The sequence below is a fragment of the Marinibacterium sp. SX1 genome (assembly GCF_050389775.1).
Classification (GTDB): domain Bacteria; phylum Pseudomonadota; class Alphaproteobacteria; order Rhodobacterales; family Rhodobacteraceae; genus Marinibacterium.
Genome location: NZ_CP177144.1, coordinates 325,292 through 347,679 on the forward strand (window position 1 = coordinate 325,292; position 22,388 = coordinate 347,679).

Consider the following 22,388-nt stretch of genomic DNA (forward strand, 5'->3'; position numbering starts at 1 on the left):
GGGGAAACCGCCAAGCGCGCCGGACCGGCCGCCGGGGTAGCAGGCCCGGGTAACGGTTTGACGACGTTCGGAACGCGCGTTGCCCTGCCCGGCCCGGTGGCACCCGTAGGATGGGTGCAAGCACCCATCCTACCTCTTCTGGCGGTCAGGTTTCGCGGAAGGCCTTGGTGAAGTAATCGGCCAGCGGCTTGACCAGGTAGGCCAGCGGCGACCGGTCGGCCGTGCGGATGAAGGCTTCGACCGGCATGCCCGGGATCAGCACGGTGCCTTCGGGCAGCCGCTCCTGTTCGCCTTCGGTCAGCTCGATCTCGGCCCGGTAGAAGCTCAGCTGGGTGGCCTCGTCATCGAAGGCATCGGCCGAAACCTGGGTGACCACGCCGTTCAGCTCGGGCGTCTGGCGCTGGTCGAAGGCCGAGAAGCGCAGGATCACCGCTTGGTCGACATGGACCTGGTCGATATGCACCGGCTCGATCCGCGCGGCGATGACCAGCGGCCGGTCCTGGGGCACAAGGTAGAGCACCGGGTCGGCCGGCTTGATGACCGACCGCGGCGTGTGGACCTGCATGCCGTAGACAATGCCCGACACCGGGGCGGTGATGTCCAGCCGGGCCAGTTTCTCGCGCAGGCTGCGGGCCTCTTCGGCCAGGCCGATTTCCTGGTACTGCAATTCGCGCAGGCGCGTCGTGGCCTCTTCGCGGCGCTGGCTGCCCAGCTTGAGGATCTCGATGTCGATCTCGGTGATCCGCCCGTCCGACTGGGCCTTCTGGGCCGTCAGCTCGCCGACCTGGCCGTCCAGCCGGGCGGCTTCGCGCTGCAGGTCGAGAAACACCCCGGCCTGGACCAGCCCGGCATCCACCGCCGGGCGCAGGTCGTCCAGCCGCTGCTGGATCAGGTCGAGCTGCAGGGTCAGGGCGGTCTGCTGGGCGTCGATGCCCTCGATCTGGCTGGCGATCTGGCCGCGCCGCTTTTCCAGCTGCTCGGTCTCGCGCTGGATGGTCTCGTTGCGGGCCATGAACTGGCGCAGCTGGCCGTCCATCAGGCCGCGCACCTCGGGCCGGCCGGCGGCCACCCGTTCCAGCTCGTCGTCGAAGACGATGTCCTCCACCCCGTCCTGCTCGGCCTCGAGCCGGCCGCGCCGGGCCATCAGCTCGTACAGCTGGCCTTCGGTGATCAGCAGTTCCGAGCGCAGGAACTGGCCGTCGAGGCGCAGCAGCACGTCACCGGCCACCACGCTGTCGCCTTCGTCGACGAGGATTTCCTCGACCACCCCACCATCAAGATGCTGGACCACCTGGCGGTTGCGGTCGACTTCGATCCGGCCCGAGGACACGATGGCCCCGGCGATGGTGCTGCGCACCGCCCAGGTGCCGAAACCGCCGACCAGCAGCACAAGGGCCAGCAGGCCCAGGATCAGGGGCAGACGGGACGAAAACCGGCGATCGCTCATTGCACGCCTCCCATGGATGCGGATTTCTGGATGTCGGCATGGTTCTGGACCATCGAGCGCAGGACCTCGTCCTTGGGCCCGAAGGCCGCGCGCATGCCGTGATCGAGCACGAGAAGCCGGTCGCATTCCTGGATCGCCGCCGGGCGGTGAGCCATGATCAGGGCCGACCGGCCGTCTTCCTTGAGCACGCGGATGGCATGGTTCAGGGCGACCGAGCCGTCGTTATCGAGGTTGGAATTGGGCTCGTCGAGGATCAGGATCACCGGATCGTCATAGAGCGCCCGGGCCAGGCCGATGCGCTGGATCTGGCCGCCCGACAGCCGGCCGCCGCCGGCCGACACCCGGGTGTCATAGCCGTCGGGCAGGCGCACGATCATGTCATGGGCCGCCGATTTCTTGGCCGCGGCCACGACCTTGGCCGCATCCGGGCTGTCGCTCAGCCGGGCGATGTTCTGGGCGATGGTGCCTTCGAACAGCTGCACCCGCTGGGGCAGGTAGCCGATGTGGCGGCCCAGGTCGTCGGGCCCGTACTGGTCCAGCCCGGCCCCATCCAGGCGAATCGACCCGCCGGCGGGCATCCAGACCCCGGTCAGGGCCCGGGCCAGCGTCGACTTGCCCGCGCCGGACGGGCCGATCACGCCGATGGCCTCGCCCGGATCGACATCGAAATTGAGGTTCTTGAGCGTCGCCCGTTTCTCGCCCGGGGGCAGGATGGTCAGGGCCCGGACAGCCAGCCGGGCCTTGGGCCGGGGCAGCTTGGTGCGCGGGATCTCGGGCGGGGTGGTTTCCAGCAATTCGCGCAGGTTCTGCCAGCCCTTCATCCCGCGCTGAACGATGGCCCACTGGCCGATGGCCAGTTCGATCGGCGCCAGCGCCCGGCCCAGCAGGATCGACCCGGCGATCATCGCCCCCGGGGTCAGCTCGTTCTGCAGCACCAGGTAGGCACCCAGGCCCAGCATGGCCGATTGCAGGAACAGCCGCAGGGTCTTGGTCATCGAGGTGAAGGTGCCGCCGATGTCATTGGCCGTGACCGTGCTGGTCAGCGCCTCGTCGCGGGCGGCCTGCCAGCGCCGGAAAGCCGCGTCACGCATGCCCAGCGAGGTCACGATCTCGGCCTCGCCGCGAATCTCCTCGGACATCAGCTGGGATTTTTGGCCGGCCGTGCTGGCCCGCAGCAGGGGCCGGCGCGAGAAGGCCTGGTTGAGGAAGGTGATCAGGATCAGCACCGCCCCGCCGCCCAGGGCCAGGAAGCCCAGCCAGGGGTGGAAGATCATGATCCCGGCCAGGAAGACCGGGGTCCAGGGAATGTCGAAGATGGCCATCAGCACCGGCGAACCGATCAGCCGCTGCACGGCTTCAAGGTCCATCAGCCCGGTCTGGGCCTTGGGATCGGGGGCAATGGCCGACCGGCGGACCATGGCATCAAAGACCCGGCGGTCCAGCCGGGTCTGGAACCGGGCGCCGACGCGGGCCATGATGCGGCCCCGGGCGTAATCCAGCACGCCCATCGTGCCATAGAGAAAGGCCACCAGCAGCGACAGGGCGATCAGGGTTTCCTCGGACCGGCTGCCCAGGACGCGATCATAGACCTGCAGCATGTAGAGAGGGCCGGTCAGCATCAGCAGGTTGGCGAAGAAACTGAAGATCCCCACCATCCAGTACAATCCGCGACTTTCACGGCGCGCAGCGCGCAGCTCTTCGATCCCCGGTCGGGGCAGCTTCTGGCTCATGGTTCAAAAGGCCATTCGTTCGAAATGTGGATCATCAACTTATGCCTTCGTGCATACGGCCGAATTTGGCGCAGTAAAGCAGAAATGTCTTCACGGTAGTTTCAAATTCGCCACGGATTGCGTATCTCGACCCCAGTCCTTTGGGCTTCGAGGCATTCCGGCTTATCTATTGCAAAACAGGTTCATCAGGGGTTTCCACTTGACCGCGTCTTCACCTGACCAATCGTCCGCACCCCGGCTGGCCCGCTGGGCGGCCCTGCTCGCCCTGCCGCTGGTCGCGGCGTGCAGTTCCACCCCCGATGGCGTCATCGCGGCCAAGGGCGTGCACGATCCCTTCGAAAAGCAGAACCGGTCGATGCACCAGTTCAACCTGACCGTCGACCAATATGCCTATCGCCCGGCCGGCATCGGCTTTTCCAAGGTCGTGCCCGACCCGATCGAGGACAGCGTCAATTATTTCGCCGACAACCTCGGCATGCCCAAGGTCATGATCAATGCCCTGCTGCAGGGCGATATCGAGAATTTCGGCTGGGCCCTGGCCCGGTTCCTGATGAACTCGACGATCGGCGGCTTCGGCCTGTCCGACCCGGCCTCGGAATTCGGCATCCCCGTGGTCGACAAGGACTTCGGCCAGACCCTGCACACCTGGGGTGTCGGCGAGGGCGCCTATCTCGAACTGCCGTTCTACGGCCCGTCGACCGAACGGGACACCGTGGGCATCATGGTCGACATCTGGCTGAACCCGTTCTCGTTCATCGGCAACAACACGCTGGGCGATGCCACGCTCTATTCCAACGCCGGCGAGCTGCTGTCGAACCGCGGCCGCTACAGCGACACGATCGACGCGATTTTGTATGAAAGTGCAGACAGTTACGCCCAGGCCCGGCTGATCTACCTGCAAAACCGCCGGTTCGAACTGGGAACCGGGGGCGATGCCGATGCGTTTGATCCCTACGCCGATCCCTATGACGACCCCTATGCGGACCCTTACGCCGATGCCTCGGCGGACCCATATTCGGATCCGTATTCCGATCCCTACGAGGACCCCTATGCGCTCCAATAATCAGTTCACCCGCCGCGTCTGCCTGACCGGTACGCTTGCAACGGCCTTTGCCGCCCTGGTCACCTCGCCCGCCCTGGCCCTGACCGAGGCTGGCGCCCGCGGCCTGGTCGAAAAGGTCGTGGCCGAGATCAACCGCGTGATCGCCTCGGGCCAGTCCGAAGGCGCGATGATCCGGGATTTCGAAAAGCTCTTCACGACCTATGCCGACGTGCCGATCATGGCGCGCTATGCCCTGGGCGCCGATGCGCGCACGGTGTCATCGAGCCAGCTGCAGCGGTTCACCAATGCCTTCTCGGGCTATATCGCCAACAAGTACGGCCGGCGGTTCCGGGAATTCATCGGCGGCGAGGTGTCGGTCAATTCGGCCCGGCCGATCAAGAACGGCTACGAGGTCCGCTCGACGGTCAAGCTGCGCGGCGAATCGCCGTTCGAAGTGTCGTTCCTGGTGTCCGACCGGTCGGGCCGCGACCGGTTCTACAACATGTTCATCGAAGGCGTGAACCTGCTGCTGACCGAGCGCACCGAGATCGGCGCGCTGCTCGACAAGAACGGCGGCAATGTCGACAAGATGATTGCGGCCCTGGAAGGCATGTCCTGACCGGCCTTCGGGCCCGCGACAGGCACCCGGGCGGCACGTTCCGCCCCTGCAACACCCGGATCGGCGGCCGCGACCGCCGGTCACCCGATCCCGCCCGCAGGCGATTCGACGCCGTTTCGTAGGATGGGTGCGCCCGGGGCGCACCCATCCTACCGGGCCTATCCCCCGAACAGATCCTTCAGGATGTTGTCCACCGCCTGGCCAAAGCCGCCCTTGCGCGGGGCCTGGCGCTGGGGCGCCTGGGCTTGGGCCGGCGGATCGACCGTCGCCGGGCCTTCCATCGGCGGGCGCATCGGCAGTTCACGCGGCGGCAGGCCCTCGTGCACCCGCACCATGACCTCGTGCCAGATCTCGGCCGGCAGCCCGCCCCCGGTCACCCCGGTCAGCGGCGTGTTGTCGTCATAGCCCATCCAGACCCCGGCCACGTAATCGGCCGTGAAGCCCAGGAACCAGGCATCGCGCGCGGCCTGGGTCGTGCCGGTCTTGCCCGCGGCCTGCCGGTCGGGCAGCCGCGCCCGCGAGCCGGTGCCCTCGCTGACGACCTTTTCCATCATCCAGATCAGCTGTTCGGCGGCCTCGGTGCGGATCACCCGCTCGCCGATCCCCCCGCCCGCGCCCATCAGCGGCGTGTCGTCGCCCAGCAGCTGCAATTCGCTCAGCCCGTAGGGCGTGACCGACGAGCCGCCGTTGAGGATGCCCGCATAGGCCCCGGTCATCTCGATCAGCGTCGATTCCGAAGCACCCAGGGCCAGCGCCGGGCCGGCGGCCAGGTCGCTCTGGATGCCGAAATCGCCGGCCACCTTGCGCACGTTCTCGCGCCCGACCCGTTCCGACACCTTCACCGCCGGGATGTTCAGCGAATCCCGCAGCGCCCGGGTCATGGTCACCCGGCCGTAATACTTGTTGGTATAATTCTTCGGGCACCATTGGCCGGACCCGGTGATCGTCATGCAGAACGGTTCGTCGACCACCGTGTCATTGGGCGAATAGCCCAGCTCCAGCGCCGTGGCATAGACGAAGGGCTTGAAGCTGGACCCGGTCTGGCGCAGGGCCTGGGTGGCCCGGTTGAACGCCCCGGCAAACTGCTTCTTGCGCCCGCCGACCATGGCCCGCACCGCCCCGTCGGCCGACATGACGACAATCGCCGCCTGGGCCTCGGAGCCTTCGCGCACCTTCTCGGAAAACAAGTAATCCAGCGCCTCTTCGGCCGCCCGCTGCAAACGCCGGTCCAGCGTCGTGCGGATGATCACGTCTTCGGTCGTGTTGCGCGTGAAATATTCCGGCCCCGACGACATCACCCAATCGGCGAAGTAACCGCCCGCCGTTTCGGCCGCGGCCTCGGACAGCTCGGCCGGGCTGTTCAGCGCCGCGCTGGCCTGCTCGGCCGACAGGTAGCCCTGGGCCTCCATCAGCCCGACGATCACCGCCGCCCGGCCCTGCGCCCGTTCCAGGTTGTTGGTCGGCGCATAACGCGTCGGCGCCTTGAGCAGGCCGGCCAGCATGGCCGCCTCGGCCGGGGTGACCCGCGCCGCGCCCTTGCCGAAATAGCGCTGGCTGGCCGCTTCGAAGCCCCGCGTGCCCTCGCCCAGGTAGGCCCGATTCATGTAGATCGTCAGGATATCGTCCTTGCCGTACTTGGCCTCCATGGCCACGGCATAGACCGCTTCCTTGACCTTGCGCCACAGGGTGGTCCGGCGGCAATCGTTCTCGTATTCGGTTTCGTTCTTCCAGGCCCCGGCATCATACGGCACGCCCAGGCAGATCAGCTTGGCCGTCTGCTGGGTGATCGTCGACCCGCCGTGGCCGTCCAGCGGCCCGCGGCCCTCGCGCAGGTTGATGCGCACGGCGCTGGCCACGCCCCGGGGCGACACGCCGAAATGGCGGTAGAACCGCTTGTCCTCGGTGGCCAGGATGGCATTCTTGAGATGCGGCGACACGGTGTCGGCCGTGACCACCCCGCCGAACTGGTCCCCGCGCCAGGCAAAGACCTCGCCGTCGCGGTCGAGCATGGTGACCGACCCGCGCGCCCGGCCGTCCAGCAGGGCGGTGTATTCCGGCAGGGTCGAATAGACATAGGCCACGGCCGCCCCGATGATCAGGCAGACGATCAGGCCCATGCGCCAGGTCAGCCCCCAGACCACGCGCAGGATAAAACCGAAGAAAGCCTGGATCAGGCCCAGCGGCCCGCGCCGCCTCCCCCCGCCGGAGCCGCCACCCGAGCCACCGCGCCGCGCGGTCTTGCGCGTGCTGCTCTTGCGGCTGGCCGCCGGCTTGGACGTCTTAGACGTGTCCGCCCGGCCGGGCGATTTCGGGGTGCGCTTCTGGGCGCTGGCGCTATAGCGCTTCTCGGCCACCACGGGAGGGCGACGCCGGGATGAATCACTCATGATCTGCTCTGTTCGGCCTGCGTTTTTCCGGCAGTCTACCTTTTTTATGCCCCGGTTGTAACGCAGATGAGGCCGCCGGACACATTTACATGATGCCCGATTTTTGTGCCGATTTTCATATTAGCCTATTTTTTAATCATTAACATGTTGTAAACCCCGCCTCTTGCCCATGTTCTGACCGGCCTCGTGTTCCCTTCGCGTGGCGATCCCGCTTCTTCTGCGGAGGCACATTTGCAGGACGACCTGCCAATCAAGGGGACAAAGGTGAAACTCATCATTGCGACAATCAAGCCGTTCAAGCTGGAGGAGGTCCGCGAGGCGCTGACCGAGGCTGGTGTGCGCGGCATGATGGTGACGGAAATCAAGGGCTTCGGATCCCAATCCGGCCACACGGAGATCTATCGCGGCGCCGAGTATGCCGTGAACTTCGTGCCGAAGATCAAGCTGGAAATCGTGGTGTCCGACGCAGCGGTCGACCAGGTGGTCGAGACCGTGGCGAAGACGGCCCAGACCGGCAAGATCGGCGACGGCAAGATCTTTGTGCTGGATGTTGAACAGGCGATCCGCGTGCGGACCGGCGAAACCAACGACGACGCGCTCTGAGACCGCGATCAAGCAAGGAAAGAGGAACATGAAACTTCACAAGACCCTTCCGGTTGCCCTGGCGGTCGCAACCGTGCCGGCCCTGGCGCTGGCGCAGGATGCCGAGCTGCCCGCAGGCGTGGCGGCGTCGACCGACTCCGTCTTCATCTTCAACTCGCTGCTGTTCCTGATCGGCGGTTTCCTGGTGTTCTGGATGGCTGCGGGCTTCTCGATGCTCGAAGCCGGCCTGGTGCGTTCGAAGAACGTGACCATGCAGCTGACCAAGAACGTCGCACTGTTCTCGCTTGCGGCGATCTTCTACTACCTGATCGGCTACAACCTGATGTACCCGCTGGGCAACTGGTCGATCGGCACCGATGAGACCGGCGGCTACCTGGGCGCCTTCGGCGTTGCAGTCCTCGAAGGCGTGGGCGTGGCCCGCGATGGCGCCGACGACTACGGCTATGCCTCGACCGGCTCGGACTTCTTCTTCCAGCTGATGTTCTGCGCGACCACCGCGTCGATCGTGTCCGGCACCCTTGCCGAGCGCATCAAGCTGTGGCCCTTCCTGATCTTCACCATCATCCTGACCGCCCTGATCTACCCGATCCAGGCGTCCTGGAAATGGGGCGGCGGCTTCCTCGACAGCCAGTACGGTTTCCTCGACTTCGCCGGCTCGACCGTCGTGCACTCGGTCGGTGGCTGGGCGGCTCTGGCCGGTGCCCTGATCCTCGGCCCGCGGATCGGCAAGTATTCCGAAGGCCGCGTGACGCCGATGCTGGGGTCGAACCTGCCGCTGGCGACGCTGGGTACGTTCATCCTGTGGCTGGGCTGGTTCGGTTTCAATGGCGGCTCGCAGCTGGCCATGGGCACCGTCGGTGACGTGGCTGACGTCAGCCGGATCTTCGCCAACACCAACACGGCCGCGGCCGGTGGTGCGATCGCCGCGCTGATCCTGACGCAGATCATGTATGGCAAGGTCGACCTGACCATGGTGCTGAACGGCGCGCTGGCCGGCCTGGTGTCGATCACCGCGGAACCGCTGACCCCGACGCTGGGTGCGGCCACCCTGATCGGTGCCGTGGGCGGCGTGATCGTGGTCTTCGCCGTGCCGATGCTGGACAAGCTCAAGATCGACGACGTGGTCGGCGCTATCCCGGTGCACCTGCTCGCCGGCATCTGGGGCACCCTGGCCGTGCTGCTGACCAACTCGGACGCGACCCTGATGGGCCAGCTGATCCCGATCATCATCGTCGGTGTCTTCGTCTTCGTGGTCTCGGGCGTGGTGTGGTTCATCCTGAATGCCATCATGGGCATCCGCGTCAGCGAGGAAGAAGAGATCAACGGTCTCGACATGGCCGAGCTGGGCATGGAAGCCTATCCGGAATTCTCCAAGGGCTGATATTCCTTCCAATCAGCCTTGATGACTGGCCCGGGCGTTCGCGCCCGGGCTTTTTTGTTGGCCGTCGGTCGAGGTAGCCCTTGCTGGGGGGCTTGGGCGTGAGGGATGGCCGGTGCACGTGGGCGTGCGGGACAGGAACGCGGTGGCTCGCCCCGGCACGGCGTGGAAGGTGGAAGGCCGGAGGATCACACCTGCCCGAAGGTGCACGCGTGGAGGACGCGGGAACCCGCCCTTGCCCGAAGATGCGCGGCAGGTCTCTCCTGGCTGAAAGCGTGTCGGATTGATGGTGCGGGAAATGGCCCATGACCGCAGGCGCACGGAATGAGCGGCACGGGCGTGACCTCTGCCCAAAGCCGCTCCGTGGTATCGCCCCTGCCCAAAGGCGCGCGGGAGGGCGGGCGTCCGGCCGGATATTTTCAAAGAGAAAGAAGCAGCAACCTGGCGCAGACGAGCGCCGGCGCAAGCGGGGTGGGCCGCGTGACAGCAGGGGCAGCGGTGACGGGGCCGGGGTGGGAGCGCGCGGCGGCGCGGCTCAGCCGATGCCGTCCTGCCGGCAGGCGTGGTCGGCGCCGTCCTGGGTCAGCGTGGCATCGGGGCCCTTGGTCCAGAACTGCAGCCCGTCGGCCTCGTAGCGCGCGCCCGAGCCCGAGATCACCTGGGGCAGCACCCGGGCATTGTCGCCCCAGCGCAGGACGACCACGGGATCGCCGGCCTGGACGTAGGTGGCGCTGACGGCCGCGTCGAGCCCGTCGCAGACATAGGCAAAGGGCCCGGTCGAGGCGCCGGGCGTGGCGCGGGCATCCGCATAGCCGGTGCGCAGGGCGTCGATGCGCAGGGCATATTCGTCGCGGATGCACAGGGCCAGGTCATCGGCCTTCCAGCACTCGTCGCGGCCCTTGATCCAGCCGCGCTGGTAGGCGCGCAGTTCCTGCGCACGTTCCATGGTCATGTCCGGCCCGTGCAGGGCCAGGTCGAAGAGCCGGGCGGTTTCGACATCCATGGCCGAGAGGGCATCAGAGGCGCAGACGGCCTCTTCGGCCGAGCTCTCGGCCTTGGAACAATCGAAGGAGGGCTGCGCCATGGCCGCGAGCGGCCAGAGGAGCAGGGTCAGTCCGGTGGCCGTTCGCAGCATGGTCTGTCCTCTCAGCTTGTGGTCTCGGCGATGGCCTGGGCCAGGATCGGCACGGTGGCGGCGTTCAGCCCGGCGATGTTCAGCCGGCTGTCGCCGACCATGTAGATCGCATGTTCCACGCGCAGGCGCTCGACGATTTCCGGCGGCAGGCCGAGGCGCGAGAACATGCCCCGGTGCTGACCGACAAAGGCAAAGCGGTCCGAGCCGGTCAGCCGGCGGAGATCGGTGGCCAGCTGCTCGCGCAAGCCCAGCATGCCGTTGCGCATCTCTTCCAGCTCGGCCTTCCAATCGGCGCGCAGGGCATCGTCGGTCAGGATCATCGTGACCAGCCGGGCGCCATGGTCCGGCGGAAAGGAAAAGTTCTGGCGGTTGAGATGCGACAGCGTGCCCTGGGCCACGCCCACGCGCGACTTGTCCTGGCTGACGGCCATCAGCAGGCCGGTGCGCTCGCGGTAGATGCCGAAGTTCTTGGAACAGCTGGCCGCGATCAGGCATTCGGGCACCGAAGAGGCGATCAGCCGGGTGGCCGCGGCATCGTCTTCCAGCCCGTCGCCGAAACCCTGGTAGGCCAGGTCGATCATCGGCGTGGCGCCGGTCTCTTGCAGCAGGGCGACAACGGCCTGCCAGTCGACGGCATTGGGGTTGGCGCCCGTCGGGTTGTGGCAGCAGCCGTGCAGCAGGATGACATCGCCGGGCCGGGCCTGTTTCAGGTCGGCCATCATGCCATCCACATCGACGCCCCGGGTCTCGTCGTCGAAATAGCGGTATTGCACGATTTCGAGCCCCAGGTGGCGCAGCATCGAGGCATGGTTGGGCCAGGTCGGATCGGACACGAAGACCCGGGCGCCGGGATTGGCCATGCGGATCAGGTCAAAGGCCTGGTGCACGGCGCCGGTGCCGCCCGGGGTGGCCACGGCGGCGATGCTGTCGCGCTCGACGGCCCCGGCGAAGATCAGCGAGATCATGGCATCGGCAAAGGCCGGATCGCCGGCCAGGCCGGTATAGGCCTTGGTCGTCTCGGTCTCCCAGAGCTTGCGCTCGGCGGCCTTGATGGCGCGCATCACCGGGGTGACACCCTCGGCATTCTTGTAGACGCCAACGCCCAGGTCGATCTTGGTCTCGCGGGGGTCTTCGCGATAGGCGGCCATGAGCGACAGGATCTTGTCGGCGGGCTGGGGGGTCAGGGTTTCGAACATCAGGCGTCTCCCGTTGCGATGGGCAGCGTGGGCGACAGGCCCCATTCGGACCAGGACCCGTCGTAGATGGCATAATCGGTCTTGCCCAGGCGCTCGAGCGCCAGGCCGAGGATGCAGGCCGTGACCCCCGAACCGCAGGTGGTGATGACCGGCTTGGCCAGGTCGGCCCCGCCGGCGGCAAAGGCCGCGCGCAGGCCGTCGGCCTCTTTCATCGTGCCGTCGGCGTTCAGCAACGTGCCATAGGGCACGTTGACCGCCCCGGGGATATGACCGGCGCGCAGGCCCTCGCGCGGTTCGGGCGCATCGCCGCGGAACCGTTCGGGCGAGCGGGCATCGATGATCGTGTGATCGCCCAGCTTGGAGGCCGCGGACACCTGGGTCACGTCGCGGACCATCTGGTTCTGCACGCGCACGGTCATGTGGCGATCGCGGATGACCGGCGGCAGGTCCTCGACCTCGCGGCCCTCGGCCTGCCACTTGGCAAAACCGCCGTCCAGAACGGCCACGTTCATCTGGCCCATGGCCCGGAACATCCACCAGACACGGGGGGCCGAGAACAGGCCCAGCCCGTCATAGACCACGACCTGGTGGCCATCGCCCACGCCCATCGCCCGCAGGCGCGACATGAACTTTTCGACCGGAGGCAGCATGTGGGGCAGGTCCGAGCGGTGATCGGAAATGTCGTCGATGTCGAAGAACCGGGCGCCGGGGATATGGCCGGCCTCGTATTCGGCCCGGCCATCGCGGTTCATCGCCGGCAGGTACCAGGATGCGTCGAGGATCCTGAGGTCGGGGTCCTTGAGATGCGCGGACAGCCAGTCTGTCGATACGAGCGTTCCTGGATCGTCCTGCATGTGCCCCTCCTGTTCCGGCCTTTGGAAATTGCGTACATTTTGCCGGACGGGGAGGCAAGCCATGACCGGCGCACGGGCGCCCTGCCGCTGCGATGCGTCAGGCGTGGTCCTTGAGCAGGCGCTGTTTCTGGCGGTTCCAGTCGCGCTTGGCCGCGGTTTCGCGCTTGTCGTGGTTCTTCTTGCCCTTGGCGATGCCCAGCTTGATCTTGGCGATGCCGCGATGGTTGAAATACATCACCAGCGGCACGAGGGTCATGCCCTTGCGCTGGGTGGCGTTCCACAGGTCGGCCAGCTCCTTGCGCGAGACCAGCAGCTTGCGCCGGCGGCGTTCCTCGTGGGGGAACATCTTGGCCTGTTCGTAGGGCGCGACATAGCTGTTCACCAGCCACAGCTCGCCGTTTTCCACCGCCGCGTAGCTTTCGGCGATGTTGCCGCCGTTCTGGCGCAGCGACTTGACCTCGGAGCCCTGCAAGAGGATGCCGCATTCGATATCGCTTTCGATCGCGTAATCGAAACGGGCCCGCCGGTTCTCGGCGATGACCTTGTAATTGGGATCTGCGGGTTTCTTGGCCATGGTGTGCCGATCTAGGGCGCGATGACGTTCAACGCAAGGTGGCAGCGGCCGGGCAGCCGTTTTCCGACCGGAAAACGGGCCGGAAAATTCGAATTTTCCGGGTCCGCGCCCAGCCAGGTCGCCCGGAGCCGGTCAATCGGACAGCTTGGCATGAACCTCGTCGAGGTCGATCTCGCCGATGGGCATCTTGTTGCCCGGGTTGTCGCGGTCGTATTTGAACAGGTTGAAATCGCGGTGATAGATTTCATAGACCAGATGCATCGACAGGTCGTCGAAGTAATCCTCGACCGGATGCGCCCGTTTCGGCCCGTGCCCCTCGCTTTCGTTGAACCGCGGGATCGCGGCCAGGTCGACGGGCTGGCGGGTGTCGACCCGGTCCAGCACCTTCTGCATCCCGTCGTTGAAGCTTTCGGTCCAGAAGATGTCGTCGTAACGCCCGCCGTTGACGATGAAGGTCGAGACATGGCCCGACATGGCCGACCAGTGGATGTCGGGTTCCATCGGGCGGCGCCAGCGGATGGTGTCGCGGGCAAAGAGCAGGAACCGGCGGAACGACTTGATCTGGTCGAACTCCTGCTTGCCGTCGTCGCCGCCGACCTCGATCCCGTATTTCTGGATCAGGAGCGGCACCAGGTTGCCCCGGTAGCGCTTGCCGTTGCGCTGGATGCCGCAGATCTTGTCGAAGAAGGACGACAGGATGCGGGCATAGGGGTTGCGCACGAAGGTAAAGGCATAGGCCGTGTGGTCCTTGACCGCATGGCTGATCGGCGCCTGGCTGGGCTCGAGAGCCCATTTGTGCAGCCCGCCGTCGGCGTCATGGATATCGCCTTCGAAAAACCGGCCGTGGTCGGAATAATACATGATCTGGCCGATCGTCGAACAGGCGCATTTGGGTACGACGCGGTACACCATGCTTTCGCTTTCGGTCATCCAGGTTCCGGGAAACCCCATCTTCGCTCGTCCTCGACATTCTGCGGCCCTGCGACCGGTCGGCGCCATCTCAGCACAAAAAAACAAACAAAGTTTGTTTATTCAATCGGCTGTTATCATTATCAGGGTAGGCCATGAGCAGCCGCAATCCCTGACCAGACGCCTTTCATGGCCAAGATCGCCTATATCCTCCTGTGCCACAAGGACCCCGATGCCATCATCCGGCAGGCCAATCGCCTGACGGCCACGGGCGATTTCATGGCGATCCACTTCGATGCCCGGGCCAACCCGGCGCATTACGAAAAGATCCGCGAGGCCCTGCGCGGCAATCCATCGGTGACCTTTTCGCAGAAACGGATCAAGTGCGGCTGGGGCGCCTGGTCGCTGGTCCAGGCCACGCTGCATGCCGTCGAAGCCGCTGTCCAGGCCTTTCCCAGGGCCACGCATTTCTACATGCTGTCGGGCGATTGCATGGCCATCAAGACCTCGGATTACGTGCACGAATTCCTCGATTCCGTGGATGCCGACTACATCGAGAGCTTTGATTTCTTCGCCAGCGACTGGATCAAGACCGGCATGAAGGAAGAGCGGCTGATCTACCGCCACTTCTTCAACGAACGCACCCAGAAATGGCTGTTCTATGCCTGCTACGAATGGCAGAAGCGGCTGGGCCTGACACGCAAGGTGCCGGCGGATCTGCAGATGCAGATCGGCAGCCAGTGGTGGTGCCTGCGCCGCCAGACGATCGAGGCGATCCTCGATTTCTGCCGCCAGCGGCCCGATGTCATGCGGTTCTTCCGCACGACCTGGATCCCGGACGAGACGTTCTTTCAGACCCTGGTGCGCCACCTGGTGCCGGAAAAGGACATTCGCAACCGCACGCTGACCTTCCTGATGTTCACCGATTACGGCATGCCCGTGGTGTTCTATAACGACCATTACGATCTGCTGCTGGCCCAGGACAGTCTGTTCGCGCGCAAGATCAGCCCCGAGGCGACCGAGCTGCGCGCCCGGCTGGGCATGCTCTATGCCGCCCATGACGTCGATTTCCAGATCTCGGACGAAGGCCGCAACCTGTTCCGCTTCCTGACCGGCCGCGGGCGGATCGGCCGGCGCTTTGCCCCGCGGTTCTGGGAAACCGAAAGCACGGTGGGCCGCCAGCGCGAGCTGATGATCGTGGTCTGCAAGAAATGGCACGTGGCCAAGCGGTTCCTCGACAAGGTCCGCCAGGTGACCAACCTGCCGGCCGTGGAATACCTGTTCAACGAGGAAGACACCCCCCTGCCCGACCTGGGCGGCATCCAGACCTCGCTGGAAAAGCGCACGCGGCACCGGCGGGCGATGATGCGGATGCTCTTCGACTATTTCGAGACCGACCGGCTGATCATCTGCCTCGACCCGTCCAACCTCGAACTGCTGCACGATTTCTACGCCGACCGGTCGACGACCAAGGTGATCGAGATCGAATGCAGCTTTTCCGACGATTACCTCGTCGGCCATGCCAAGCGCGTGGGCCTGGCCGGTGAATTGACGCCGAAGACCACGCTGGAACGGCTGCTGCCGACGATCCGCAACGACCTGGCCATGGAATCGGACCATATCCGCGATGCCGGGTTCACCGATTGCCACGTCATGGCCGAAAGCTGGAGCGACGAGGGCAATGCCGCCTCGATCGCCAAGTTCCTCGACATCAGCCCCGAGCAGGCGCTGGACATCGCCAAGACGGATTACCTGTTCTCGGATTGATCGCGGCCGCCGGGCGCCCCGTTGCCGCCCCGGCGGGCCGGGGCCGGCGCCGGGTTCACGCGCCGGGCGGCTGACCCGGACCCTGGCCTGTTGTCAGGTCTGCTTCCAGTCGTCCAGCCAGCGGCGGAACCGCCCGCGACGGCCTTCCATGGCATCGCCCGCGGCTTCGAACCGGTCGGTGAAATCCTCGACCACCGGGTCGATGCGGTTCTCGCGGAACCGCCGGATGCGCCGGTGCGCGGCATAGACCAGGATGGCAAAGCCGATCAGGAAGATGATGTTGAAATAATTGACGACCTTGTGGTCGGGCCCGTCGACCTGCTTGACCGCTACGGCATTGGGGAAGATCGACAGCGGCTCGAACCGCCAGCCGTAGAACCGCACCGACACCCATTTCGGCGCCTCGGAAGAGGACAGCAGGTCATGGGCCTCGGTCTGCAGGTTCGAGGCATCCAGCTTGAAATACGGCGGCCAGATCCAGCCGGTATCCTCGTTGCGATAGACCCGGGGCCGCCCGCCGGGGCGCACGCCGGCAATGAAGTAGATATCGCGCGAGGCCGTGCCGGTGGCATCGCCGGTGCCGGTATTGGCCCAGAAGATGGAATTCTCGCCGAAATCGACGCGCCGGACCTCGGTATTGACCAGGCGCACGACATCATGGCGCGGCAGGGTGTAATACAGGACCGAGGCGACAAGACCCCAGAACAGGACGAAAAAGGTCCACTTAACGTAAGTCATCTGCGCCTCTCATCTATAATTGGTGAGATAGACCATGAGGCCGATCAGGAAAAGTGGCACGACGTAAATCGCCAGCAGCATCTTGCGGCGAAACGACCCGGAATAGTCTTCGAGCCCGTCTTCGACATAGCTGTCGCGGTCGCCCGGCCGGCCGTCTTCCTCCCAATCGCGTTCCAGCCGCGCCCGCGCCCGGCCCCTGGCCCGCCAGGACAGCACGGCATAGGCGATCGACAGCAGGATCAGCAGGGGGATCAGCATGCGCAAGAAACCGATCATCGGTGTGGCTCCCTTGGTGCCCTGGCCCCGCGCGGCCGGATCGGCATGGCCCGCGATGATGCGGGCGCGGCGCGGGTGATCAAGCGCAGGTTACCCGGCCGGCCGGCGCCTGCAAGCCCTTCGCGGGGATCGCTGCGGCGAACGGCTGGTTATCGGCGCCCCGACGGTGACGGCGCCGGGACCGTGGGCGCCCGGGTCAGGTCAGGTCAGGTCAGGTCAGGTCAGGTCAGGTCAGGTCAGGTCAGGTCAGGTCAGGTCAGGTCAGGTCAGGTCAGGTCAGGTCAGGTCAGGTCAGGTCAGGTCAGGTCAGGTGAAAGACGGTCATATTCGGCGGCAGTGCAAGCCCTGATCCGGCTGACCGGTGTTTCCCGGGGGCGGCCGACAATACGTCCGGCCCGCGAGGATCCAGCCGTTACCGCGCCGTGGTCGATTTCGGGTGCTGACCTGCGACTTTCGGGTGCTGACCAGCGATGGCGACCGATTTCGCACACTGACGACCGGTGGCGGAGGATGGCGGGCGTTGACCAACGAGCGAGGGCGGTGGCGACCGCAAGCCTGCGACAACGAGGAACGGCGACGGACAACGGCAAAGGATGTCGGAGGCCGACGCACAACGAACGACGCACAACGAACGATGAACGATGAACGATGAACGATGAACGATGAACGATGAACGATGAACGATGAACGATGAACGATGAACGATGAACGATGAACGATGAACGATGAACGATGAACGATGAACGATGAACGATGAACGATGAACGATGAACGATGAACCCCATTGCCCCGGGCCGGCAAGGGCCCGGGGCGCGGGGGGCTCAATAGGCCACGGTAAAGATCTCGCCCCGATGCGCCGGGGTCTCGGCCTCGTCCAGCAGGGCCACGGCGAAATCCTCGGCGCTGATCCGGCTGTTGCCCTCGGCATCGGCCAGGTAGGTCCGGTCGCTGGTGCGGTACTGGCCGCTGCGCGTGCCAGGGGCGATTTCGCCCGGCGGGGCGAGGAAGGTGTAATCGGCCGAGGAGGCTTCGAGCAGGCCGTAGGCCGCGCGCATGGCCCGGGCCTCGGCGGCATAGGCCTCGGGCACCACATCGGCCACAGGCGTGCCGTCGGGCAGGTTCAGCGTGCCGGCCCCGCCGACGACGATCAGCCGCTTGCCCGCGCCTTCCGCCCCGGCGATGTAGCCCGCCATGATCGCGGCCATCTCGCTGGCCGCATCGCCCGTGCTGCGCGGGCTGACCGCGCCGACGATGAGGTCGGCCGCCCCGGCCGCCCGGGCCACGGCATCGCCATCGGTGACCTCCAGCTCCAGCGGCTCCAGCCCGGGGGCTTCGGCCAGTTTCGACGGCGTGCGGGCCGCGCCGATGACCGCGTGGCCGCGCGACAGCGCCTCGGCCACGACGCGGCTGCCGACCATGCCCGTGGCCCCGATGACGAGAATCTTCATTGCTTGGCTCCTGTTCCGTATCTGGTTACGATGAGTAACCATCTAGGATGCCACCCCACCCCCGCGAAAGACGCATTCCGCGGTCTCATAGTTACCTTGGAGGAACCCATGCCCGCCCGACGCGCCCAGAATTACGCCTGCCCCGTCCGCGACGTGCTGGACCGCGTCGGAGATGCCTGGTCGGTGCTGGTCATCCTGGAATTGTCGCGCGGGCCCTGCCGGTTCAACGCCCTGCGCCGGGTGATCGACGGGATTTCCCAGCGCATGCTGTCGGTCACCCTGCGCCACCTGGAACGCGACGGGCTGCTGACCCGGACGGTGCTGCCAAGCGCCCCGCCCCAGGTCGAATATGCCCTGACCGACCGCGGCCTGTCGCTGCATGCGGCGATCGGCACGCTGAACGACTGGGCCGAGCGCAACCAGCCGGGCATCCGCGAAAGCCGCGCGACCTTTGACGCGCGGCAATCGGACGAGGCGGCCTGAGCGCTCAGCCCAGCACGTTGAACGCCGGGCCGTAGGGATAGCCGGTGATGTTCTCGGCGCCGCTTTCGGTGATCACCAGGATGTCGTGCTCGCGGTAGCCCCCGGCCCCGGGCTGGCCATGCGGGATGGTCAGCATCGGCTCCATCGAGATCACCATGCCCGGGTCGAGCACGGTGTCGATATCCTCGCGCAGCTCCAGCCCGGCTTCGCGGCCGTAGTAATGGCTGAGCACGCCGAAGGAATGGCCATAGCCGAAGGTGCGGTATTGCAGCAGGTCGCGCTCGGCCAGGAAGTCGTTGATCCTGGTCGTGATCTCGCCGCAGGACGCGCCCGGTTTCAGCAGCGACATGCCGTATTCATGGGTGGCGACATTGGCCTCCCAGATCTTCAGGCTGGCCAGGTCGGGATCGCCGAGGAACAGCGTGCGTTCCAGCGCGGTGTAATAGCCCGAAATCATCGGGAAGGTGTTGAGCGACAGGATATCGCCCCTCTCCAGCGCCCGGGCAGTGACGGGATTATGGGCGCCGTCGGTGTTCAGCCCCGACTGGAACCAGACCCAGGTGTCGCGATATTCGGCATCGGGGAAGCGCCGGGCGATCTCCAGTTCCATGGCGTCGCGCCCGGCCATGGCCACGTCGATCTCGCGGGTGCCTTCGCGGATGGCCTCGCGGATGGCATAGCCGCCGACATCGGCGACCTGGGCCCCGGCACGGATCAGGGCGATCTCGGCATCGGTCTTGTGCATGCGCTGTTCCATGGTTTCGAGCGACAGGTCGACCATGGTCAGCGGTTGCAGGAAGTCTTCGAGCCGGTCGCGCTGGACCAGGGTGAGGTGATCGCTTTCGCAGCCCAGAACCTTGCCCTTGCCCACGACCGAGCGGACGGCGCGCCAGAAATTGTCGCGGCTCCAGTCGGTATAGGTCAGGTTGTCGCCATGGCTGCGCCGCCAGGGCTGGCCGGCGTCGATCCCGGCCGAAATGGTCACCGCGCTGTCGGGGGTGACGACCAGGCCGTAGGGCCGGCCGAAGCTACAATAGAGAAAGCCCGAGTAATAGGCGACATTGTGCATCGAGGTGAACAGGGCGGTGTCGACGCCCAGCGATTGCATCCGGGTGCGCAGGCGGGACAGGCGCAGGTCGTATTCCTGCGGGTCGAAGGGCAGCCGGGCCTTGTGGCCGTTGTGAAAGCGGTAGGTTTCCGGGCGGATCGGAGTCGTCATGGACGGTGTTCCTTGCAAGACAAGGTCCCGGCGTTCAGGACGGTACGGGCGGAATTACCCGGCACGCGGCCGTGCGGGAAGAGGCGACGCCATCGCCCCGGCCCGCCCGAACGGTGCCGCGCAACGGCCGCCGGATCAAGAGGGCGCGCGCCTCGCCGGGCCGAGAAAATTCACGGAATTTTCTGGGACGGGCCGGACGGGTCATCGAGCAGGCGGCTCAGCATCGGCGCGCCCGGTTCGGCCAGCAGGTCGATGACGTCGAAATGGTGCCGCCCGTCCAGCACCATGTGCCCCGCGCCCCAGGCCTCGGCCAGCCACCGGGCCTGGTCCAAGAAGGCCGGCCGTTCCGCCGCGCCGACGGCCACGGTCACGGGCACCGGCAGGCGTGCGGCCATCAACAGCGGGCTTTCGGCCCGGGCCTCGGCCTCATCCAGGCACAGATCGGCGTTCATCGCGGTCTGCATCAGCGGCCGCAGGTCCGACAGCGGCGAGATTGGCATCACCGCCCGCAGCCGCCCGGCCACCCCGGCGGACAGCAGCCCCGGCGCCAGCATCCGGGCGACCAGCTGGCCGCCGGCCGAATGCCCAGCCAGGACCAGGGGACCCGTCGTGCGCGCGGCCAGGCACTCGATCGCGCGGGCCACCTGGGCGGTGATCGTGGCGATGCGCACCTCGGGGCACAGCGCATAGCCCGGCATCGCCACGGCCCAGCCCCGGGCCAGCGCCCCGGCGGCCAGGTGCGACCAGTCCTGCGGCCCGAAGGCCCGCCAATAGCCGCCGTGCACAAAGACCATCGTGCCCTGGGCCGGGCCTTCGGGATGAAACAGGTCAAGGACCTCGCGCGGGCCGGGCCCATGGGCCAGCCCGGTCTCGGCCCGCGCGCCCAGCCCGGCGCGAAAGGCCGCGGCCCGGGCCGCCCAGCGGGCCGGATAGGCCTCGGCCCCGGGGATATGGGCCGCATTGGCATATGCATCGCTCAGGTCCATCGCGCCCTCCTGCCGCACCACTGGACATTCCCCGGCAAGGCGCGTTCAGATGCCGCCAGCACGTTTCCAGGGGGAGAGACCATCATGCTCGATACGACCACCAACCTGCAATCGCTTCTGAACGACCCCGGCCTGCTGGCCACGCGGGCCTATGTCGGCGGCGCCTGGATCGACGGTGACCAGGGCAATTTCGACGTCACCAACCCGGCCCGGGGCGATGTCATCGCCCAGGTCGCCGATCTCAGCCGGGCCCAGGTGGCCGGGGCCATCGCCCAGGCCGTGGCCGCCCAGAAGGAATGGGCCGCGATGACCGGCAAGGAACGGGCGGCCATCCTGCGCCGCTGGTTCGACCTGATGATCGAACACCAGGACGACCTGGGCACGATCCTGACCGCCGAACAGGGCAAGCCCCTGGCCGAGGCCCGGGGCGAGATCGCCTATGGCGCGGCCTTCATCGAGTTCTTCGGCGAAGAGGCCAAGCGGATCTACGGCGACACTATCCCCGGCCACCAGCGCGACAAGCGCATCATGGTGATGAAACAGCCCATCGGCGTGGCCGCCTCGATCACGCCGTGGAACTTTCCCAACGCCATGATCACGCGCAAGGCCGGCCCGGCCCTGGCCGCCGGCTGTGCCTTTGTCGCCCGGCCGGCCAAGGAAACCCCGCTGTCGGCCACGGCCCTGGCCGTTCTGGCCGAACGGGCGGGCATCCCGGCCGGCGTGTTCAACGTGGTGACCTCGTCGTCGTCCTCCGAGATCGGGCGCGAGTTCTGCGAGAACCCCGGCATCCGCAAGCTGACCTTCACCGGCTCGACCGAGGTCGGGCGCATCCTGCTGAAACAGGCCGCCGACCAGGTGCTGAAATGCTCGATGGAGCTGGGCGGCAACGCGCCGTTCATCGTGTTCGACGATGCCGACCTGGATGCCGCCGTCGACGGCGCGATCCTGTGCAAGTTCCGCAACAACGGCCAGACCTGTGTCTGTGCCAACCGGATCTACGTGCAATCGGGGGTCTATGACGCCTTTGCCGAGAAACTGCGCGCGCGGGTGGCCCGGATGAAGGTCGGCGACGGACTCGAAGACGGCACCGAGCTGGGCCCGCTGATCAATTCCGAGGCCGGCGAGAAGGTGCGCGAGCATATCGCCGATGCCACGGCCAAGGGCGCCCAGGTCATCCTCGGCGGTTCCGACCACGCCCTGGCCGGGAATTTCTTCGAGCCGACGATCGTGACCGGGGCCACCCAGGACATGGCCTTTGCCACCGACGAGACCTTCGGCCCGCTGGCCCCGCTGTTCCGGTTCGACACCGAGGACGACGTGATCGCCATGGCCAACGACACGATCTTCGGGCTGGCCTCGTATTTCTATGCCAGGGATCTCAGCCGGGTCTACAAGGTGGCCGAGGCGCTGGAATACGGCATCGTGGGCATCAACACGGGCATCATCTCGACCGAGGTCGCGCCCTTCGGCGGGGTCAAGCAATCGGGGCTGGGCCGCGAGGGAAGCCATTACGGCATCGAGGAATTCCTCGAACTGAAATACGTCTGCATGTCGGTCTGACCGGCCCGAAGGCCGCGCGCTCCGGGGGCGGTTTCCC

The 22,388-nt window shown here is 66.3% G+C and carries 20 protein-coding genes; 7 read left to right on the plus strand and 13 right to left on the minus strand.

The features are described 5' to 3' along the window. Window positions 1-145: 145 nt before the first annotated feature. Both ACK3BB_RS01505 and ACK3BB_RS01510 read right to left on the minus strand, forming a co-directional pair. Window positions 146-1,447: an HlyD family type I secretion periplasmic adaptor subunit gene (locus ACK3BB_RS01505; protein ID WP_428926962.1), complete on the minus strand. Its 1,302-nt coding sequence runs from the start codon at window positions 1,445-1,447 to the stop codon at window positions 146-148. After that, complete coding sequence (locus ACK3BB_RS01510; RefSeq protein WP_428926963.1) at window positions 1,444-3,177, minus strand: type I secretion system permease/ATPase; 1,734 nt, start codon at window positions 3,175-3,177, stop codon at window positions 1,444-1,446. Before ACK3BB_RS01510 ends, ACK3BB_RS01505 begins: the two co-directional genes overlap by 4 nt. 199 nt (window positions 3,178-3,376) lie before the next feature. Between ACK3BB_RS01510 and ACK3BB_RS01515 the strand changes: the two genes are divergently transcribed. Both ACK3BB_RS01515 and ACK3BB_RS01520 read left to right on the plus strand, forming a co-directional pair. After that, entirely contained in the window at window positions 3,377-4,240 is an 864-nt protein-coding gene (locus tag ACK3BB_RS01515; protein WP_428926964.1) for an MlaA family lipoprotein, read from the plus strand. After that, window positions 4,227-4,838, plus strand: coding sequence for an MlaC/ttg2D family ABC transporter substrate-binding protein (locus ACK3BB_RS01520; protein WP_428926965.1), 612 nt, complete (start codon window positions 4,227-4,229; stop codon window positions 4,836-4,838). The genes ACK3BB_RS01515 and ACK3BB_RS01520 overlap by 14 nt, the downstream gene beginning before the upstream one ends. Window positions 4,839-4,996: 158 nt before the next feature. Here ACK3BB_RS01520 and ACK3BB_RS01525 read toward each other — a convergent pair whose 3' ends face one another. Next, window positions 4,997-7,225 (minus strand): transglycosylase domain-containing protein, encoded by a 2,229-nt coding sequence (locus tag ACK3BB_RS01525; RefSeq protein WP_428926966.1) that lies wholly within the window; start codon window positions 7,223-7,225, stop codon window positions 4,997-4,999. Between the two features lie 264 nt (window positions 7,226-7,489). On the opposite strand from ACK3BB_RS01525, the gene ACK3BB_RS01530 reads away from it, so the two are divergent. Both ACK3BB_RS01530 and ACK3BB_RS01535 read left to right on the plus strand, forming a co-directional pair. Next, entirely contained in the window at window positions 7,490-7,828 is a 339-nt protein-coding gene (locus ACK3BB_RS01530) for a P-II family nitrogen regulator (RefSeq protein ID WP_088649366.1), read from the plus strand. A 28-nt stretch (window positions 7,829-7,856) separates the two neighbouring features. Further along, on the plus strand, window positions 7,857-9,209 hold the full coding sequence (locus ACK3BB_RS01535; protein WP_428926967.1) for an ammonium transporter: 1,353 nt from the start codon (window positions 7,857-7,859) through the stop codon (window positions 9,207-9,209). 532 nt (window positions 9,210-9,741) lie between these two features. Here the strand turns inward: ACK3BB_RS01535 and ACK3BB_RS01540 are convergent. The 5 genes from ACK3BB_RS01540 to ACK3BB_RS01560 form a co-directional block, all read right to left on the minus strand. After that, window positions 9,742-10,341 (minus strand): MliC family protein, encoded by a 600-nt coding sequence (locus ACK3BB_RS01540; protein WP_428926968.1) that lies wholly within the window; start codon window positions 10,339-10,341, stop codon window positions 9,742-9,744. Window positions 10,342-10,352: 11 nt separating this feature from the next. Next, on the minus strand, window positions 10,353-11,537 hold the full coding sequence (locus ACK3BB_RS01545) for an aromatic amino acid transaminase (RefSeq protein ID WP_428926969.1): 1,185 nt from the start codon (window positions 11,535-11,537) through the stop codon (window positions 10,353-10,355). Then, a complete protein-coding gene (gene sseA / locus ACK3BB_RS01550; protein ID WP_428926970.1) occupies window positions 11,537-12,391 on the minus strand; it encodes a 3-mercaptopyruvate sulfurtransferase in 855 nt (284 codons plus the stop codon). Before sseA ends, ACK3BB_RS01545 begins: the two co-directional genes overlap by 1 nt. A gap of 97 nt (window positions 12,392-12,488) precedes the next feature. Further along, entirely contained in the window at window positions 12,489-12,965 is a 477-nt protein-coding gene (smpB, locus tag ACK3BB_RS01555) for an SsrA-binding protein SmpB (protein ID WP_428926971.1), read from the minus strand. Between the two features lie 132 nt (window positions 12,966-13,097). Next, a complete protein-coding gene (locus ACK3BB_RS01560) occupies window positions 13,098-13,916 on the minus strand; it encodes a sulfotransferase family protein (RefSeq protein ID WP_428926972.1) in 819 nt (272 codons plus the stop codon). A 147-nt stretch (window positions 13,917-14,063) separates the two neighbouring features. Between ACK3BB_RS01560 and ACK3BB_RS01565 the strand changes: the two genes are divergently transcribed. Next, window positions 14,064-15,641, plus strand: a complete 1,578-nt coding sequence (locus ACK3BB_RS01565) for a DUF5928 domain-containing protein (protein WP_428926973.1) — start codon at window positions 14,064-14,066, stop codon at window positions 15,639-15,641. Between the two features lie 93 nt (window positions 15,642-15,734). Here the strand turns inward: ACK3BB_RS01565 and ACK3BB_RS01570 are convergent, their stop codons facing one another. The 3 genes from ACK3BB_RS01570 to ACK3BB_RS01580 all read right to left on the minus strand — a co-directional run bounded on the left by ACK3BB_RS01570 (window position 15,735) and on the right by ACK3BB_RS01580 (window position 18,103). Next, window positions 15,735-16,379, minus strand: coding sequence for a DUF1523 family protein (locus ACK3BB_RS01570; RefSeq protein WP_428926974.1), 645 nt, complete (start codon window positions 16,377-16,379; stop codon window positions 15,735-15,737). A gap of 9 nt (window positions 16,380-16,388) precedes the next feature. Continuing rightward, window positions 16,389-16,655: a hypothetical protein gene (locus ACK3BB_RS01575; RefSeq protein ID WP_428926975.1), complete on the minus strand. Its 267-nt coding sequence runs from the start codon at window positions 16,653-16,655 to the stop codon at window positions 16,389-16,391. Window positions 16,656-17,476: 821 nt separating this feature from the next. After that, a complete protein-coding gene (locus tag ACK3BB_RS01580; RefSeq protein WP_428926976.1) occupies window positions 17,477-18,103 on the minus strand; it encodes an NAD(P)-dependent oxidoreductase in 627 nt (208 codons plus the stop codon). A gap of 108 nt (window positions 18,104-18,211) precedes the next feature. Here ACK3BB_RS01580 and ACK3BB_RS01585 point away from each other — a divergent pair, with 108 nt between their 5' ends. Then, complete coding sequence (locus ACK3BB_RS01585) at window positions 18,212-18,586, plus strand: winged helix-turn-helix transcriptional regulator (protein ID WP_428926977.1); 375 nt, start codon at window positions 18,212-18,214, stop codon at window positions 18,584-18,586. Window positions 18,587-18,590: 4 nt separating this feature from the next. Here ACK3BB_RS01585 and ACK3BB_RS01590 read toward each other — a convergent pair whose 3' ends face one another. Continuing rightward, on the minus strand, window positions 18,591-19,805 hold the full coding sequence (locus tag ACK3BB_RS01590; protein WP_428926978.1) for an aminopeptidase P family protein: 1,215 nt from the start codon (window positions 19,803-19,805) through the stop codon (window positions 18,591-18,593). A 170-nt stretch (window positions 19,806-19,975) separates the two neighbouring features. Then, window positions 19,976-20,791, minus strand: coding sequence for an alpha/beta hydrolase (locus tag ACK3BB_RS01595; protein WP_428926979.1), 816 nt, complete (start codon window positions 20,789-20,791; stop codon window positions 19,976-19,978). An 84-nt stretch (window positions 20,792-20,875) separates the two neighbouring features. Between ACK3BB_RS01595 and ACK3BB_RS01600 the strand changes: the two genes are divergently transcribed. Next, complete coding sequence (locus ACK3BB_RS01600) at window positions 20,876-22,351, plus strand: NAD-dependent succinate-semialdehyde dehydrogenase (RefSeq protein ID WP_428926980.1); 1,476 nt, start codon at window positions 20,876-20,878, stop codon at window positions 22,349-22,351. The last annotated feature ends 37 nt before the right edge of the window (window positions 22,352-22,388 follow it).

What these genes read in the sequence shown, in the direction of transcription:
- ACK3BB_RS01505 (WP_428926962.1), bottom strand. Translation starts at nt 1,447, where the DNA reads ATGAGCGATCGCCGGTTTTCGTCCCGTCTGCCCCTGATCCTGGGCCTG.
- ACK3BB_RS01510 (WP_428926963.1), bottom strand. Translation starts at nt 3,177, where the DNA reads ATGAGCCAGAAGCTGCCCCGACCGGGGATCGAAGAGCTGCGCGCTGCG.
- ACK3BB_RS01520 (WP_428926965.1), top strand. Translation starts at nt 4,227, where the DNA reads ATGCGCTCCAATAATCAGTTCACCCGCCGCGTCTGCCTGACCGGTACG.
- ACK3BB_RS01525 (WP_428926966.1), bottom strand. Translation starts at nt 7,225, where the DNA reads ATGAGTGATTCATCCCGGCGTCGCCCTCCCGTGGTGGCCGAGAAGCGC.
- ACK3BB_RS01535 (WP_428926967.1), top strand. Translation starts at nt 7,857, where the DNA reads ATGAAACTTCACAAGACCCTTCCGGTTGCCCTGGCGGTCGCAACCGTG.
- ACK3BB_RS01540 (WP_428926968.1), bottom strand. Translation starts at nt 10,341, where the DNA reads ATGCTGCGAACGGCCACCGGACTGACCCTGCTCCTCTGGCCGCTCGCG.
- ACK3BB_RS01545 (WP_428926969.1), bottom strand. Translation starts at nt 11,537, where the DNA reads ATGTTCGAAACCCTGACCCCCCAGCCCGCCGACAAGATCCTGTCGCTC.
- sseA (WP_428926970.1), bottom strand. Translation starts at nt 12,391, where the DNA reads ATGCAGGACGATCCAGGAACGCTCGTATCGACAGACTGGCTGTCCGCG.
- smpB (WP_428926971.1), bottom strand. Translation starts at nt 12,965, where the DNA reads ATGGCCAAGAAACCCGCAGATCCCAATTACAAGGTCATCGCCGAGAAC.
- ACK3BB_RS01560 (WP_428926972.1), bottom strand. Translation starts at nt 13,916, where the DNA reads ATGGGGTTTCCCGGAACCTGGATGACCGAAAGCGAAAGCATGGTGTAC.
- ACK3BB_RS01565 (WP_428926973.1), top strand. Translation starts at nt 14,064, where the DNA reads ATGGCCAAGATCGCCTATATCCTCCTGTGCCACAAGGACCCCGATGCC.
- ACK3BB_RS01570 (WP_428926974.1), bottom strand. Translation starts at nt 16,379, where the DNA reads ATGACTTACGTTAAGTGGACCTTTTTCGTCCTGTTCTGGGGTCTTGTC.
- ACK3BB_RS01575 (WP_428926975.1), bottom strand. Translation starts at nt 16,655, where the DNA reads ATGATCGGTTTCTTGCGCATGCTGATCCCCCTGCTGATCCTGCTGTCG.
- ACK3BB_RS01580 (WP_428926976.1), bottom strand. Translation starts at nt 18,103, where the DNA reads ATGAAGATTCTCGTCATCGGGGCCACGGGCATGGTCGGCAGCCGCGTC.
- ACK3BB_RS01585 (WP_428926977.1), top strand. Translation starts at nt 18,212, where the DNA reads ATGCCCGCCCGACGCGCCCAGAATTACGCCTGCCCCGTCCGCGACGTG.
- ACK3BB_RS01590 (WP_428926978.1), bottom strand. Translation starts at nt 19,805, where the DNA reads ATGACGACTCCGATCCGCCCGGAAACCTACCGCTTTCACAACGGCCAC.
- ACK3BB_RS01595 (WP_428926979.1), bottom strand. Translation starts at nt 20,791, where the DNA reads ATGGACCTGAGCGATGCATATGCCAATGCGGCCCATATCCCCGGGGCC.
- ACK3BB_RS01600 (WP_428926980.1), top strand. Translation starts at nt 20,876, where the DNA reads ATGCTCGATACGACCACCAACCTGCAATCGCTTCTGAACGACCCCGGC.